Below are 13,263 nucleotides of genomic sequence, written 5' to 3' on the forward strand. Positions count from 1 at the left end.
GCGTTGTTGCCTAGGGAACAACCGAAGAAAGGACTTCCCCCATGTCTTCCAATGAAGCGACCGCCACGGTGGGCGTCACCAACGAATCGCAGCCGAAGCTGCCCACGCGCATCGGATGGGCGCTGGTCATCGGCCCGGCCTGTTGGCTCGGCCCATACGTCGGCACATCCGTCACCCTGCTGCCCGCCAAGATCCAGCAGCTCGCCCCAAACGACAAAGTCACCCTGGTGGCCACCTTCTCCGCAGTGGCCATGGTCGTGGCCACAATCGCCAACATCCTCGCCGGCGCGCTATCCGACATCACCCGCACCAAGCACGGCAAGCGCACCCCGTGGATCGTCATCTGCTCTATTCTCTCCGGCGTTCTGCTGTGGCTGCTGTCCGCCGCACCGAACATCCCGGTGCTGCTCGGCGTATGGGCCGTCTATCAGGCCGTGCTCAACGCCGTCGTCGCCCCGATGATCGCCCAACTGTCCGACCGCGTCGCCCCGCGTTGGCGTGGCACCATCTCCTCCTTCTATGGCATCGGCATGGCCTTCGGCAACTACGGCTCCGGCATCATCGCCTCGCAGTTCCTCGGCAACGTGGGCACCGGAATTCAAGTACTCGCCGCCTTCGCCGTAATCGGCGGCATCCTGTCCGCCGTCATCGCCAAGGAACCCAGCAACCTCGACGAACCGCGCGCAGAGTTCAGCCTCGACACCCTGAAACAGAACTTCATGTTCCCGACCAAGAACTGCCGCGACTACTATCTGGCGCTCGCCGGCAAGATCCTCATGGTCACCGGCCAGTACGTGATCGTGGGCTACCAGCTGTACATCTTCACCGATTACATGAAGCTCGACGACAAGGCCACCGCGGGTTCCGTCTCCATCATGTCCGTCATCCTCATGATCACCGGCATCGTGTTCTGCGCCATCGCCGGCCCGCTGGCGGACAAGTTCCACCGTCTCAAGGCACCGGTGGCCGTGACCACCATCATGCTCGGCGTGGGCGCGTTCTTCCCGTTCATCGAAGCCAAGCCGTGGACCATGCTCGCCTACGCGCTGGTGGCCGGCATCGGCATGGGCGCCTACAACGCCGTGGACGGCGCACTGAACGTGGCCGTGCTACCCGACCCGAAGACCGCAGCCAAGGATCTGGGCATCATCAACATGGCCAACACCTTGGGACAGGTCTTCGGACCGATGATCGCCGCCGGCGTGATCAACATCCTCGGCTACCGCGCCATCTTCCCGGCCGAGACCATCATCTGCGTGATCGGCGGCCTGCTGATCATGATGATCAAGCGCGTGAAGTAACACCTACTGTCACCCATCATCCATGAGCCAGGCTTGACGCCATACTTGCTATGAGCACAACCTGGCTCTGATGATCTTCCGGTCAACGATAACCACAATCCACAATTCCCATAACCTCGTCATTACGCACCTGCTTCATTAAGGACAGCATCATGAGCGCGATACCCCAACCCAACACCACCATCTCCTCCTTCACACCCGTGGCGGATGTGCCCCGTCGCCTCTTCGGCTCGTTCGTCGAGCAATTGGGCCGAGGCGTGTACGGCGGCATCTATGAGCCGACCCATCCAACCGCCGACGAATTCGGCTTCCGCACCGACGTACTCGACCTCGTCAAGGAGCTCGGCGTCACCTGCGTGCGCTACCCGGGCGGTAACATCGTCTCCAACTACCGCTGGGAGGACGGCACCGGCCCGCGCGAGCAGCGCCCGGTGCGCCGCGAGCTGGCCTGGCACCAGACCGAAACCAACGAAGTCGGTATCGACGACTTCTATCACTGGAGCAAGAAGGCCGGCACCGAAATCATGCTCGCGGTCAACATGGGCACCCGCGGACTGCAGGAAGCGCTCGATGAGCTGGAGTACGTCAACGGCGCACCCGGTACCACGATCGCGGACCGCCGTGTAGCCAACGGCATTCCCGAACCGATGAACATCGCCATGTGGTGCATCGGCAACGAGATGGACGGCCCTTGGCAGGTGGGCCACATGACACCCGAGGAATACGCCAGCCGGGTGGAGAAGGTGGCGCACGCCATGAAGCTCGCCGAGTCCGGCCTCGAACTGGTGGCCTGCGGATCGTCAAGCGCCCAGATGCCGACGTTCGGTACATGGGAGAAGACCGTGCTCACCCGCGCGTATGAGTATCTGAGCTTCGTCTCCGCGCACGCCTATTACCATGACCACGACCACGAGTCGCACAAGCCGGAAGGCATGCGCGAATTCCTCGCTTCCTCCGAGGATATGAAGCAGTTCATCGCCACTGTGGCATCCTGCGCCGATTATGCGCGCGAGGCCAACCATGGCAGCAAGGACATCGCGATCTCCTTCGACGAATGGGGCGTGTGGTATCAGGACATCTGGCAGAAGCAGGAGGCTGAGTGGAAGGCGGCCGAAACCGAGGGGCTGCACACCGAACCGTGGCCTAAGGCGCCGCATCTGCTCGAAGACGTGTACACCGCGTCCGACGCGGTGGTCGAAGGCTCTCTGATGATCACCCTGCTCAAGCACTGCGACCGCGTACGGTCCGCTTCGCGCGCACAGCTGGTCAACGTCATTGCGCCGATCATGGCGGAGGACAACGGCCCGGCATGGCGGCAAACCATCTTCTACCCGTTCGCCGAAGCCGCGAATCACGCCCACGGGGTGGCGTATGCACCTGCGATTGACGGCCCGACGTTCCACACCGAGACGTATGGCGACGTGCAGGCGCTGGAGGCCGTGGTGACTTGGGATGAGGAAACGCGCGAAGGCTTGATTCTGGCCGTGAACCGTGATCCTGACGCGGCGCACGAGCTTTCCGTTGACGTTTCCGGCCTGCCCGGCGTGGATGCCACGCGTTTTGCGGTGACGCACGCTGAGATGCTGCATGACGACGATCCGTATCGTCGCAACAGTGCCGAGAAGCCGGACGCCGTGGTACCGCAGGTGTTGAACGTGTCCGTGGATGGTGCTGTAGCCTCCTATGTGCTACCCGAGATTTCATGGTCGGCAGTGCGGTTCACGGCCTGATCTCAAGGAAGTTCCGTCTCGGCCCCTGCCCGTATAGGATTGCGGAGTAATACCGGTTCCTCAGGCTCATGTCGGCTTGCAACCCGGCATGAGCCTGTTTTTATGAATCCAGGGCCTAAGGAGCAGGATATATGGCTTTCCAGGAGACGGTGACGCTGCACGACGGCACTGCGATGCCGAGGCTGGGTATGGGCACGTGGCATCTGGCCGAGGGGCGGCGGTCCGAGCGGCAGGAGGTTGGGGCATTGCAGGCCGGTCTTGACGCCGGGCTGACGCTGATTGACACGGCCGAGATGTACGCCGACGGACGCGCGGAGTCGCTGGTAGGGCGGGCGATTGCGGGGCGTGACCGGTCGCGGCTGTTTCTGGTCTCCAAGGTCTACCCGCACAATGCCGGACGTCGCCACCTGCGCCACAGTCTGGAGGCCTCGCTGCGGCGTCTTGGCACCGATTATCTGGACATGTACCTGCTGCACTGGCGTGGTTCGGTGCCACTGGCCGAGACCGTGGAATGCATGGAACAGGCCAAGTCGGACGGGTTGATCCGCAACTGGGGCGTGTCGAACTTCGACACCGCCGACATGCGTGAACTGTTCGACGTTCCGGGCGGCGATGCCTGTGCGGTGAACCAGGACCTGTATCATCTCGGCTCGCGCGGCGTGGAATACGATCTTCTGCCGTGGATGGACGCACATCAGGTGCCGCTGATGGCGTACTGCCCGCTGGCGCAGGCGGGTCGATTGCACGACAGGCTGCTCGGCTCGCCCGTGGTACGTTCGATTGCCGCGGCACATGGTGTGGAACCGATGCAGGTGCTGCTCGCGTTCGTGCTGCGACGCCCCGATACAATTGCGATTCCTTGCAGCGGCAGCGCCGGGCATGTGCTTGACAATCTCAAGGCACTCGACATCACGCTCGGCGAGGATGAACTCGCGGCGCTGGACGACGCATTCCCCGCGCCGACCAGCAAAGAGCCGCTCGACATGGAGTAAGGCTCCGACACCGCGATACCGCGCACTTAAAGAACGGATAATCCGCCTTCGCCTATCAGTTCGGCGTGAGCGGATGCTGCGCCGAGCCGCGTCCACCCAATCACCCGACATGTCCTGGACATAACCGACTGTTCTGGGCATAACCAGACCGCACACCCCACCCCATCACGGATTCTGGGCATACACGCATCATTTATTCTGGGCACAACCGTGTCATTACGCACATTCTGGGCATAGACGTATCACTAGGGGGCCGTTTCCGTCGTCCTCGTGATACGTCTATGCCCAGAACAGGATTCGACAAGCCACTGATATACCGTATATGCCCAGAACAGGAGGGCGGGTGGACATGGTCAACGACGTGATCTTTGATTTCTGCGGTGTGCTGGTCGATTGGCAGCCGCGCCGCGCGTTGGAGGGGTTGTTCCCTGAGAAGGACGTTGCAGCGTTCTTTGCCGATGACGATCGCTGTGGATTCATGTATTTCGACGATCTGCACGATCGCGGTACGGACTATTCCGAACTGCTGCCCGCATACGAGGAGGAATACGGCACGCAATTGGGCCGGATGATGCGAGTCTATGCGGCACATATCGATCGCACGCTGGTCGGCCCGATGCCCGGCATGCCGGAGCTACTGGCCGACCTGCAGCATCAAGGCGTCCACATCTGGGGGCTGACCAACTGGGGGCGGGACACATGGCCCGTCATGGCCAGCCGATTCCCGGAGCTCATCAGGGCATTGGACGGCGTCGTCGTCTCCGGCCGCGACGGCAATGGCACCGCCAAACCGGATGAGGCGTTCTTCGACCTCGCAATCGAACGGTTCGGCGTGGACCGCGCGTCCACATTGTTCGTGGACGATTCCCCATACAACATCGACGGCGCGCAGGTCGCAGGATTGCCGGCCATCCGATTCGTTGATGCCGCCGGGGTGCGCACCCGGGTCATGGAAGCGTAGCGTATCGAAACACTACGCAAGCGGCCCAGTCTCCGAAAGCACATTCCGCGAGCCTGCCATATCAATTCCGTGAGCCGGACGCGCCCGGTCCGCGAGTCGGACGCCGATTGCGGCGGCCGACCACCATGTTCTAGCATGAACCCTCGGTTCATAAATGTCCACATTACGGACTTTATCATTCACATAATGAACATATAACCGGTGACCGCTGAAGGGGCGGCCGACCGCGGCACGTAACTGAGCGCCCGCGGCCAAGAGGATATCAGGGTGGCGGAGGGTAATCATGGTCGCGTTTTCTCTGACGGCCAACAATGAAATCGGCCAGCAGGCCGTGTGGAAAGCGGTCCCGTTGGGCCGTCTCGAATTCCCACAGGTAAGCGAACCGTATGACGGCGCATTCGATGACGATTTCTGGCCGAGCAGGCATAAGGAATACAACCGGCTCGAATGGGACGCGATGGACTGGAACGCGGTTCGCAGTCAGATGGATTTGGCGTCAGAACAGCTGGAAAAGCACCCTGAGGCATCACCCGAGCTGGAATTCGATGTTCCTTCGGTGCGGGAGCGCACATTTCTGGAGATGTGGTTCGGCTACGGCGATCCGAGTGTCGAAGCCACGGCCATCAGCGGCGAGCGCTCCGGAGGCACCGGGCAGGAAGACGCGGCAAACCAGAACGCGCCCGAATCCAAACCGACACGGTATCGCGTCGGCTACGGACAGCATCGCATCTGCGCGTACGCCGACTACCCGATGGGCACGCGAGACCGCAGTCTGATGCGGATTCCTGTATCGGGATTCCTGCCGACCGGTCCCCTCTCCCCTGATACACTCATACCCGTGCTCACACACTGACAAAGGCCAATAAAGGGTGAGCCGGATGCGATAGACGAACAGGACATGACGCTATGAAGACGAACAGAACACACCCACGTGCCGTGGTTACCGCAAAGGCCGCGCGCTCGATCGAAGAGGGACATCCCTGGGTGTACGAGGGCGAAGTGAGGCGATTCGAGCTGCCTTCAGGCGATTCATGGGACAATAACGGTTCGCTCAAGCCCGGAGCGTGGGATTCGACCGGCTCCGGAGAGGCAGCGGATTCCGCACAATCCGCGGATCCCGCTCAATCCGAGCAATCCGCACAATCCGCACGGCGGCAGCGCCCCGCCAACGACTTCCGCGAGCGCCGTCGGCGCAAGGAACTCCTCAATGCACCCCAGACCGAGGACGAGATCATTCCGTTCGAGGCCCTGCCTGACGGCTCGATTGTGGACGTGGTGAGCCTCAAGGGCTCGTATCTCGGCACCGGCCTGCTGTCCCGGCACAGTCGCATCCGCGTGCGACTGGTGACGCGCAACGCCAACGATGACTTCTCCCCCGCGTTCTGGGAGCGCAAGGTTCGCTGGGCATGGGAGTATCGCAAAACCGTGATGGGCGACGATGCGCATGCCTGCCGCGTGATCTTCTCCGAAGCCGACGAGTTCCCCGGTCTGATTGTGGACCGGTTCAACGATGTGCTCGTCACTCAGACGTTGTCCGCCGGCATGGAACGCCTCAAGCCCGTGGTCTTCTCGGCACTGATCAAAGTATTTGCCGAAGACGGGGTGTCGCTGCGCGGCATCTACGAGCGCAATGATGTCGCCACGCGCTCTCTGGAAGGACTGGAACAGACGACCGGCTGGTGGTCGCCGCAATCAGACGATGACAGTGCCGGCGACACTGTAGACGCTGCCGCTCATACCGACGCTGCCGATTCAGACCTGACCGTCACCGACATCACCGAGAACGGCGTCAGGTATCACGTCGATTTCGCGAACGGCCAGAAGACGGGATTCTTCCTCGACCAGAAGTACAACCGCAGGGCCGTGGCTCGATTGGCACAAGGGCGGCGCGTACTCGACTGCTGCACGCATACCGGCTCCTTCGCCCTCAACGCGGCGCTCGGCGGCGCGGAATTCGTGCGCGCGGTGGATGTATCCGAAACCGCCATCGACATGGCCCGGGAGAACGCACGGCTCAACGGGCCGGATGTCGCAGGTCGCATGGACTTCACCGTCGCCAATATCTTCGATCTGCTGCCCGAGCTAGAGCGCACGCGCAACCCCGAGCATTTCGACTTCATCATCCTCGATCCGCCCGCATTCACCAAGAGCCGCAGAACCATCGGCTCAGCCGAACGAGGCTACCGCGAAATCAATTATCGGGCGATGCGCATCTTGCCGCGCGGCGGCTATCTGGCGACCTGCTCCTGCTCGCATTTCATGGATCACGAACGGTTCAAGCGCATGATCGCCGAAGCGGCGCAGGATGCCGGCGTGCGCCTGCGGCAGATCGAGGAACGCCAGCAGGCACCGGATCATCCGATTGTCTGGGGCGTGCCGGAGACCGACTATCTCAAGTGCTTCCTGTTCCAGGTGGTGTGACCTGCCGCACGTACGAAACAGCAGTAACCGAGCCGATGCGGCAATTGCTGCACCACAACTCAAAGCTCTCTGAGCTACTGCTGAAGCTACTGCTGATCCCGCATCGCGCGCATTCGCCGCTCCTCGTAGTCGTTCCACTCCCTTTTGCCCGCAGCCAGCAGCTCTCCGGACGTGGCGATATCCTCCATGACCTGTTCGCAACGACGTGAGGTACGTTGCAATGAATCAACAATCTGCGTTGCGGCATCGGAACCGACGTCAAGCGCCTTCGCCTCGGCTATGAGACGCTGGCGCATGGCATCGAGCTGGGCGGCACGACCCCTGAATTCCTCAAGGATGGCCTCCGGATCACCGAGCGCAAGCAGTCTCATCCACCTATCAGACAGCTGCTCGCCATCTTCCATATCGCCTACCTTTCGTTCCGCCGACTTCGCGCATATCCCAATCACATGCCGAGCCGACGACTATACTCCTTGGCCTTCTGGGCACCGTCACGAAGATTGACGGCGAGCATATGCAGATCATCAGCCGTATTGCTCAACGCAGACAAGGCCGATACAAACGAAGGCGCCGGCACGTCCTTAATCTCCGCATTCACACGATGGGCGAACGACGTAAAGGCCCGCTCCAGCAGAATGACGGTCTGCATATCGGCTTCGGCATCGGCCCTCATCTGCTCGAGCATCTTCTGGCGATCCTGAATCAAGCTCATAAGACCTTCCCGACTATTTCAATCCCACGATTACAAACAACCGAAAAATGCAATAAACTCTGTTTCAGCAAGATTCAAGGCATCCAAACACTCCACGATACTGAGCTCGGACATTCTCGAGTAACGCAACGTAGTCTTTGTCACCGCCATATACGTCGTAGAGTGTATTGATGTTGCTCTCGACGGATTTATACCTATCGTCGATAACTTCATACTGCGCATGAACCTGATCCTTCACGCCCTGCAGATATGCACGCAAATCATCATCCATATCATTCCCTCAATCAGAGTTGTTCGAGGCGCGAGTAATACGAATCCATCTTCGATTTCGCCTCAAGCAGAGCGCTGACCACAGTCTGTAATCCGCTCGCCGCATTGTCTAGGATGGCCGCGGCGCGTTCTCCCGTGGCGCTGCCGCTCAGCTGACTGTTGACTTCGGCAGCGAGCCGCTCAAGCTCTTCCTGCACTTTTTGCGTATCGCCAGCACCGCTGAGCGTCTGATCCGCAATCTGCTTGAGTACATCTTTCTTATCTTGATACATTCCCATAACTTGTTCCTTTCCTTACAGCGTGTATGGAGAGACCTATCTGTCGCATCACTGTCGCATCACAAGCCGTCGCGCATTTGCGCCAACTGCTCCTTGGCCTGATACACGGTCTCGCCGGCTTGGGAATATAAGTCACGCGCGGTAGCCGCGCTGTCGATGAATCCTTGAACATCGCCGCTTCGCGCGCCGCTAAACGCCTCACTCAACGCGCGAAGATTATTCTGCAAGTTCACCTGATCTTCGACGAGAATCTTGTTATATTGCTCCAATTGGGAAACATAGCTATCGATAAGCTGGATGATTTCATCCATATACAATCCTTTCCGCTGCGGTTCAATATCCGAACAACGCCGATGTGATGCGACGTCGTGTTTCCAGATTCACCGGCGTATACGGAATCACCGTCACCGGCTCGGACAGATACGTGCTGTCGGCCACGAGAGCACGATTCGCGCGCGGCTTCCATGCCGTGAATGGCCCGAGTTGCCGCTGCACTTCACGCTCATCCAGCCGCAGCATGATCTTGATGTCGAAGTATCCGTTGTTGCCGAAACCCACGTGCGACTCGAATACGCTGGTCTTCATCCACCAGCCGAGCACATGCACGCCTTTCGCCGGACCGTCCTTGACGAGCTTGCCGAAACTTTTCGGCATATCGGCCACCTTGTCGAGGCCGAAGCCGATCAGATAGACCAGATCGTCATCGGCGGTCCGCGAGGTCAGGGAATCAGCCAAATCGTTCACCACCGCGCCAAGAGCCTTGCCTTCGACGCGCTGCACGGGGAATCCGATGGATTCCATGAACTGATAGAAACCGTTCATGTCATTGCGCTTCGCGGCATCGGCATCGGTCAGATCGCACACGATGAACTGCGCGTTGCCTTTGGTGTTCCGAAGGGCGAGCGCTATCGCGGCATTCTGCAGCAATCCGATCGCATTGTTCACATGCTCCTCATCCTGCGCATCCGCATCCGCATCCGACGCATCATCAGTCGCACCGGGACCAATGCCGGTCACCTCATCGACATCGATGTCGGCATCGTCGAACTGCTCTTCACCAGCACCGAATACCGCCATATTGCGTCCGGAATCCTCGCCGAAGTCAAGCTTGAGCGAAGAGCCACCCACCGAGATGCGCTCGCCCACGAACAGTTCCGGCCGGCCGCCGCGCGTGGCGAGCATTTCCGCCGAGGCGGCATCCAGACGAATGACCTTTGTGCCGTCATACACGTATGGCGGCCTGGTGAAATCGCGGGCGTGAATCCACCAGTTTCGCCTCAGCCGTGAAAGCACGGCGTCATCCGCCCAGGCAACGGCGACCTTACGGTTCGAGGCGATGGCGCCATAGTCGAGGTTGACGATGGCCTGCCCCATATGCAGGTCGGCGGCTGCCGTATTGCCCAGACCCAGCGTCGCCTCGGATTCCCGAATGGAGTTGCGATGCGCAATACGAATCGGCGTCTGCGCGAAGATGTCGGAGTCCTTGCTCAGTTCGATGCCGCTGGCGATGGTCTGCGAGGCGAGGATGAAGTGAATGCCCGCAGCACGGAACAGGCGCGTGGACTTGGACAGCATGGCCACGACGTCGCGCGCCATAGATTTGTCGTCGAGCATCATCTGGAATTCGTCGATCACCACAACAATACGGGAAACGACTGCACCCGTGGATTCACGGTACTGCTTGATGTTCTGGCAGCTATGGCGTTTGAACAGACGCATGCGCCTTTGGTAGACGGCATAGAGGTGCTGGAGCACCGCCATACCGAATTCCACATCGCTTTCCAAGCCAAGTGCACGCACATGCGGCAGATAGTCCTGATGGTCGATGTTCGCATATTGCCGCAGCGTGACGCCTTCCTTGAAATCAAGGAGGTACAGCTCCAACTCACGCGGCGAATACCGTTGGCATAGGCTATGGAGGATGACGGCTATGAGGTTCGACTTGCCCTGACCGACAGCGCCGGTGATCAGCGCATTGTGCAGCTGCTCACGGTTGGAGCCGATGGTCACGCGGGTGGTTTCGAGACCGTACATGCCGACGTCGAAAGTCACGCCGTCGGAGCTGTTGCCCGTCCACATGGCCTGTGGCGACGTATCACACACGTCTTCGAACAGCACCGGATCCATGGTGGATTTCGAGAATCGTTCGGCGAGATCAGCACAGGAGTCGATGATGGTGTTCGCTGAGACGTTAGGGGTCAGTGACGTGTTCGTGGTGATGACATGGCATTTGTTCGACAGGAACATGACGCTCGCGTCATCCGGGGTGGGCGAGACGATGAGGAAGGTGACGCCCGCAGCTGGCCCTGCGGCCATCAGGATGGACATCAATTCCTTGGTATGGTCATTGAGCATGTACATGTCGGCGGTGATGACGACCAGTATGTAGCTCTCCACCCGTTTACCCGTGGCCCGGCGGAAATCAAGCAGCGAGCGCTGACGTCCCTGAATCACCGTGTGCACACCGTGGATATGCTGCTCGAGCTTGACGCAGTAGTCGCCCAGTTCTTTCTCCGTGATGAGCACGCGGAGCAGATGGTCGGCTTGCAGGCCGGCGAAAGGAGCGGCGACGCCGCGCAGATTGTAGTCGAACACGACGAGTTCCAGTTCGCCGGGATCGGTGCCGAGCAACGACTTGAGCATGATCTCCTGCGCGATCTGCACCGTGCGGGGGCCATAATCCTCCTCAAGCCAGATGTTGCCGCGACCGACCGCATCGACCGGTAATCCCTCTCGGCCGAGCGCAATGCGCCCGGCCACGTTCAGCGTCGCCATGATGAATCACTGTGTAGAAATCAGAGTCCCTTGTATCCCATTTGGGAGGTAATCCAAATGGCCAGCAGACCGAGCACCAAATTGGCGAGTATCCAGAGAGCCGTACGCCCCTTGCCAATGATGTAGCCTAAACTCCACTCTGGTAAATCATTGATATTGTTGAACGGAATCTTGTCTCCGGTCAATAGCCAGTTCAGCGGTATAACGAGCCCTATCGTACCCAATACCGCACCAGCTGGCCCGGCAAGGACGCACATGAAGAAGAATACAACCAACTCCACAACATTAAGGATAATTGGCTTTCTCAACGCATCTTTTTCCTTGTCAAGGATGTCATCAATTCTCTTGATTTCGGATTCCATCTCAGATTTCTCTGAACTTATATCCTTTGTGAAATCGGAAGTGGGGTTCTTTACCTTTGCACTGAGACTATCCACCGTGCGTATCAACGATCGATACCCATCCTGAATCGACGCAAGTTCATCCTTATTCTCTTTCGTATAGCTGATGAATCCCGACTCACTCAGCACGGCTTGGTAGCGTTTATCGAGTTGGCTTCCTCGGCTACTTAGGACATCGAAGATATCCATCCTCGTCAAAATCTCTTGCACATAATCCACTATCGCTTGATTGCCCTGAGCCTGTCCCAGTTCGGATGCCTTTTGGTACTGACTTCTAGCCTTGTCTTCGTCGTCCTTTTTCCAATACACATCGCCACGGGCAGCGTATCCAAAGGCATTATCCGGATCGAGCAGAATGGCCTGCGTGGCGGCTTTCTCCACTCGATTCCAATCCGCCCCCTCTTCGAGGCTTTCATAAATCATTATTGCGGTATCCCACACTTCGGGATTATCCGGTTGCTGGCGTTCAGCCTGTTCAATGGCGGCCTCCGCCATCTTGACATCGCCATCTTGAATATAATGTTGAGCAATCTGCAACCAGTCGCGTTCGCCATCATTGACCCACGTCTTCTCAGGCTTGTCATTCAGGCTCTGGTCGTAGGCGGCGCGGGCTGCATCGTCGAGCAGCGTCTTCTCGGCTTCGCCGATCAGCTTGACCTTGTTCTGCGCCTCGGCACCGACAGTACCGCCGCGCGAGGCTCGGTTCGACCAGATGGTGCGCTGCTTCTTGATCGCGGCGCGAATCTCATCAGCGCCGGCGTTACGCGCGACACCGAGAAGTTCGTAGTAATTGACCTTCTCTGCCATGATGGCTCCTTCTTCTTATGATCCCTGTGTTCCACTGATCGAGTGGTCTACTGATGGGATGGTCTATTCATTGGGGGTCTACTGATTGGGCACGCCACCGCATCACGCTACGGATCCGACGGCGTCCCCGTTCTATGCGTCAGCTTCTGCGGTAGTGCGTGCGCTGCGGTAGACGATTACTTCTTCCGGGCGGATGACCGTGCCATTGAGGCGGTATCCGGTTTTCTGAACAGCCACCACCGTGTTGTCGGGCGTGGCGGCGGCTTCATGGCGCGCATCCTCAGCAGTACTGCTGACGCCGACGATGCGCTGCACAGCCGGATCAAAGGTTCGCTGCGATGCGATCGGCTCTAATCCGTAATGCGCCAGAATCGCGAGGATCTCGTCATCGATCGAAGCGACGAAATCCTGCGCATCCTTGTCTTCGCTGCGGTAGGCTGCGAGCCGGTCCAGCAGCAAGGCGAACTCGCGACACAGCGGTGCGAGGCGCTGCGCATCCGCCGCTGCGGACAAAGCGTTGATCGCCTGGGCTTTGACCTTGTCATCAAGTAGCCGACGGCGGAACAGATCGGTCAACTGATCGATGCCGTCAAGCATGCGCGCGACATCATCGGG

At 59.4% G+C, this 13,263-nt stretch carries 14 protein-coding genes; 6 read left to right on the forward strand and 8 right to left on the reverse strand.

Translation table 11 applies throughout. From position 1 onward, the window contains the following. The first annotated feature begins 41 nt into the window (after nucleotides 1-41). The 6 genes from BREU_RS08020 to BREU_RS08045 all read left to right on the forward strand — a co-directional run bounded on the left by BREU_RS08020 (nucleotide 42) and on the right by BREU_RS08045 (nucleotide 7,405). The gene (locus BREU_RS08020; protein WP_044089565.1) at nucleotides 42-1,301 is read left to right on the forward strand and encodes an MFS transporter; all 1,260 of its coding nucleotides are present in this window, start codon (nucleotides 42-44) and stop codon (nucleotides 1,299-1,301) included. A gap of 152 nt (nucleotides 1,302-1,453) precedes the next feature. After that, complete coding sequence (locus tag BREU_RS08025) at nucleotides 1,454-3,031, forward strand: alpha-N-arabinofuranosidase (RefSeq protein ID WP_044089566.1); 1,578 nt, start codon at nucleotides 1,454-1,456, stop codon at nucleotides 3,029-3,031. A 131-nt stretch (nucleotides 3,032-3,162) separates the two neighbouring features. After that, nucleotides 3,163-4,023 (forward strand): aldo/keto reductase, encoded by an 861-nt coding sequence (locus tag BREU_RS08030; RefSeq protein WP_044089567.1) that lies wholly within the window; start codon nucleotides 3,163-3,165, stop codon nucleotides 4,021-4,023. Nucleotides 4,024-4,372: 349 nt separating this feature from the next. Next, on the forward strand, nucleotides 4,373-4,984 hold the full coding sequence (locus BREU_RS08035) for an HAD family hydrolase (RefSeq protein WP_044089631.1): 612 nt from the start codon (nucleotides 4,373-4,375) through the stop codon (nucleotides 4,982-4,984). Nucleotides 4,985-5,267: 283 nt separating this feature from the next. Beyond that, on the forward strand, nucleotides 5,268-5,837 hold the full coding sequence (locus BREU_RS08040; protein WP_044089568.1) for a hypothetical protein: 570 nt from the start codon (nucleotides 5,268-5,270) through the stop codon (nucleotides 5,835-5,837). 53 nt (nucleotides 5,838-5,890) lie between these two features. Then, nucleotides 5,891-7,405, forward strand: a complete 1,515-nt coding sequence (locus tag BREU_RS08045) for a class I SAM-dependent rRNA methyltransferase (protein WP_081886623.1) — start codon at nucleotides 5,891-5,893, stop codon at nucleotides 7,403-7,405. An 86-nt stretch (nucleotides 7,406-7,491) separates the two neighbouring features. Here BREU_RS08045 and BREU_RS08050 read toward each other — a convergent pair whose 3' ends face one another. The 8 genes from BREU_RS08050 to BREU_RS11310 form a co-directional block, all read right to left on the reverse strand. Continuing rightward, nucleotides 7,492-7,809 (reverse strand): hypothetical protein, encoded by a 318-nt coding sequence (locus tag BREU_RS08050; RefSeq protein ID WP_140462558.1) that lies wholly within the window; start codon nucleotides 7,807-7,809, stop codon nucleotides 7,492-7,494. Between the two features lie 41 nt (nucleotides 7,810-7,850). Next, complete coding sequence (locus BREU_RS08055; protein WP_044089570.1) at nucleotides 7,851-8,117, reverse strand: hypothetical protein; 267 nt, start codon at nucleotides 8,115-8,117, stop codon at nucleotides 7,851-7,853. A 64-nt stretch (nucleotides 8,118-8,181) separates the two neighbouring features. Beyond that, a complete protein-coding gene (locus BREU_RS08060) occupies nucleotides 8,182-8,388 on the reverse strand; it encodes a hypothetical protein (RefSeq protein WP_044089571.1) in 207 nt (68 codons plus the stop codon). 13 nt (nucleotides 8,389-8,401) lie between these two features. Next, nucleotides 8,402-8,665, reverse strand: a complete 264-nt coding sequence (locus tag BREU_RS08065; protein ID WP_044089572.1) for a hypothetical protein — start codon at nucleotides 8,663-8,665, stop codon at nucleotides 8,402-8,404. 59 nt (nucleotides 8,666-8,724) lie between these two features. Continuing rightward, the gene (locus BREU_RS08070; protein WP_044089573.1) at nucleotides 8,725-8,976 is read right to left on the reverse strand and encodes a hypothetical protein; all 252 of its coding nucleotides are present in this window, start codon (nucleotides 8,974-8,976) and stop codon (nucleotides 8,725-8,727) included. Nucleotides 8,977-8,998: 22 nt separating this feature from the next. Beyond that, on the reverse strand, nucleotides 8,999-11,440 hold the full coding sequence (locus BREU_RS08075) for an FtsK/SpoIIIE domain-containing protein (RefSeq protein ID WP_044089574.1): 2,442 nt from the start codon (nucleotides 11,438-11,440) through the stop codon (nucleotides 8,999-9,001). 20 nt (nucleotides 11,441-11,460) lie between these two features. Then, complete coding sequence (locus BREU_RS11305) at nucleotides 11,461-12,648, reverse strand: J domain-containing protein (protein ID WP_052382083.1); 1,188 nt, start codon at nucleotides 12,646-12,648, stop codon at nucleotides 11,461-11,463. A 132-nt stretch (nucleotides 12,649-12,780) separates the two neighbouring features. Next, nucleotides 12,781-13,245, reverse strand: a complete 465-nt coding sequence (locus BREU_RS11310) for a nucleotide exchange factor GrpE (protein ID WP_161788311.1) — start codon at nucleotides 13,243-13,245, stop codon at nucleotides 12,781-12,783. Nucleotides 13,246-13,263 lie beyond the last annotated feature (18 nt).

Source organism: Bifidobacterium reuteri DSM 23975 (assembly GCF_000741695.1).
Lineage (GTDB): Bacteria > Actinomycetota > Actinomycetes > Actinomycetales > Bifidobacteriaceae > Bifidobacterium > Bifidobacterium reuteri.

Bases quoted from the DNA above. Each gene is read 5' to 3' on its own strand.
- BREU_RS08020 (WP_044089565.1), top strand. From the start codon at position 42: ATGTCTTCCAATGAAGCGACCGCCACGGTGGGCGTCACCAACGAATCG.
- BREU_RS08025 (WP_044089566.1), top strand. From the start codon at position 1,454: ATGAGCGCGATACCCCAACCCAACACCACCATCTCCTCCTTCACACCC.
- BREU_RS08030 (WP_044089567.1), top strand. From the start codon at position 3,163: ATGGCTTTCCAGGAGACGGTGACGCTGCACGACGGCACTGCGATGCCG.
- BREU_RS08035 (WP_044089631.1), top strand. From the start codon at position 4,373: ATGGTCAACGACGTGATCTTTGATTTCTGCGGTGTGCTGGTCGATTGG.
- BREU_RS08040 (WP_044089568.1), top strand. From the start codon at position 5,268: ATGGTCGCGTTTTCTCTGACGGCCAACAATGAAATCGGCCAGCAGGCC.
- BREU_RS08045 (WP_081886623.1), top strand. From the start codon at position 5,891: ATGAAGACGAACAGAACACACCCACGTGCCGTGGTTACCGCAAAGGCC.
- BREU_RS08050 (WP_140462558.1), bottom strand. From the start codon at position 7,809: ATGGAAGATGGCGAGCAGCTGTCTGATAGGTGGATGAGACTGCTTGCG.
- BREU_RS08055 (WP_044089570.1), bottom strand. From the start codon at position 8,117: ATGAGCTTGATTCAGGATCGCCAGAAGATGCTCGAGCAGATGAGGGCC.
- BREU_RS08060 (WP_044089571.1), bottom strand. From the start codon at position 8,388: ATGGATGATGATTTGCGTGCATATCTGCAGGGCGTGAAGGATCAGGTT.
- BREU_RS08065 (WP_044089572.1), bottom strand. From the start codon at position 8,665: ATGGGAATGTATCAAGATAAGAAAGATGTACTCAAGCAGATTGCGGAT.
- BREU_RS08070 (WP_044089573.1), bottom strand. From the start codon at position 8,976: ATGGATGAAATCATCCAGCTTATCGATAGCTATGTTTCCCAATTGGAG.
- BREU_RS08075 (WP_044089574.1), bottom strand. From the start codon at position 11,440: ATGGCGACGCTGAACGTGGCCGGGCGCATTGCGCTCGGCCGAGAGGGA.
- BREU_RS11305 (WP_052382083.1), bottom strand. From the start codon at position 12,648: ATGGCAGAGAAGGTCAATTACTACGAACTTCTCGGTGTCGCGCGTAAC.
- BREU_RS11310 (WP_161788311.1), bottom strand. From the start codon at position 13,245: ATGCTTGACGGCATCGATCAGTTGACCGATCTGTTCCGCCGTCGGCTA.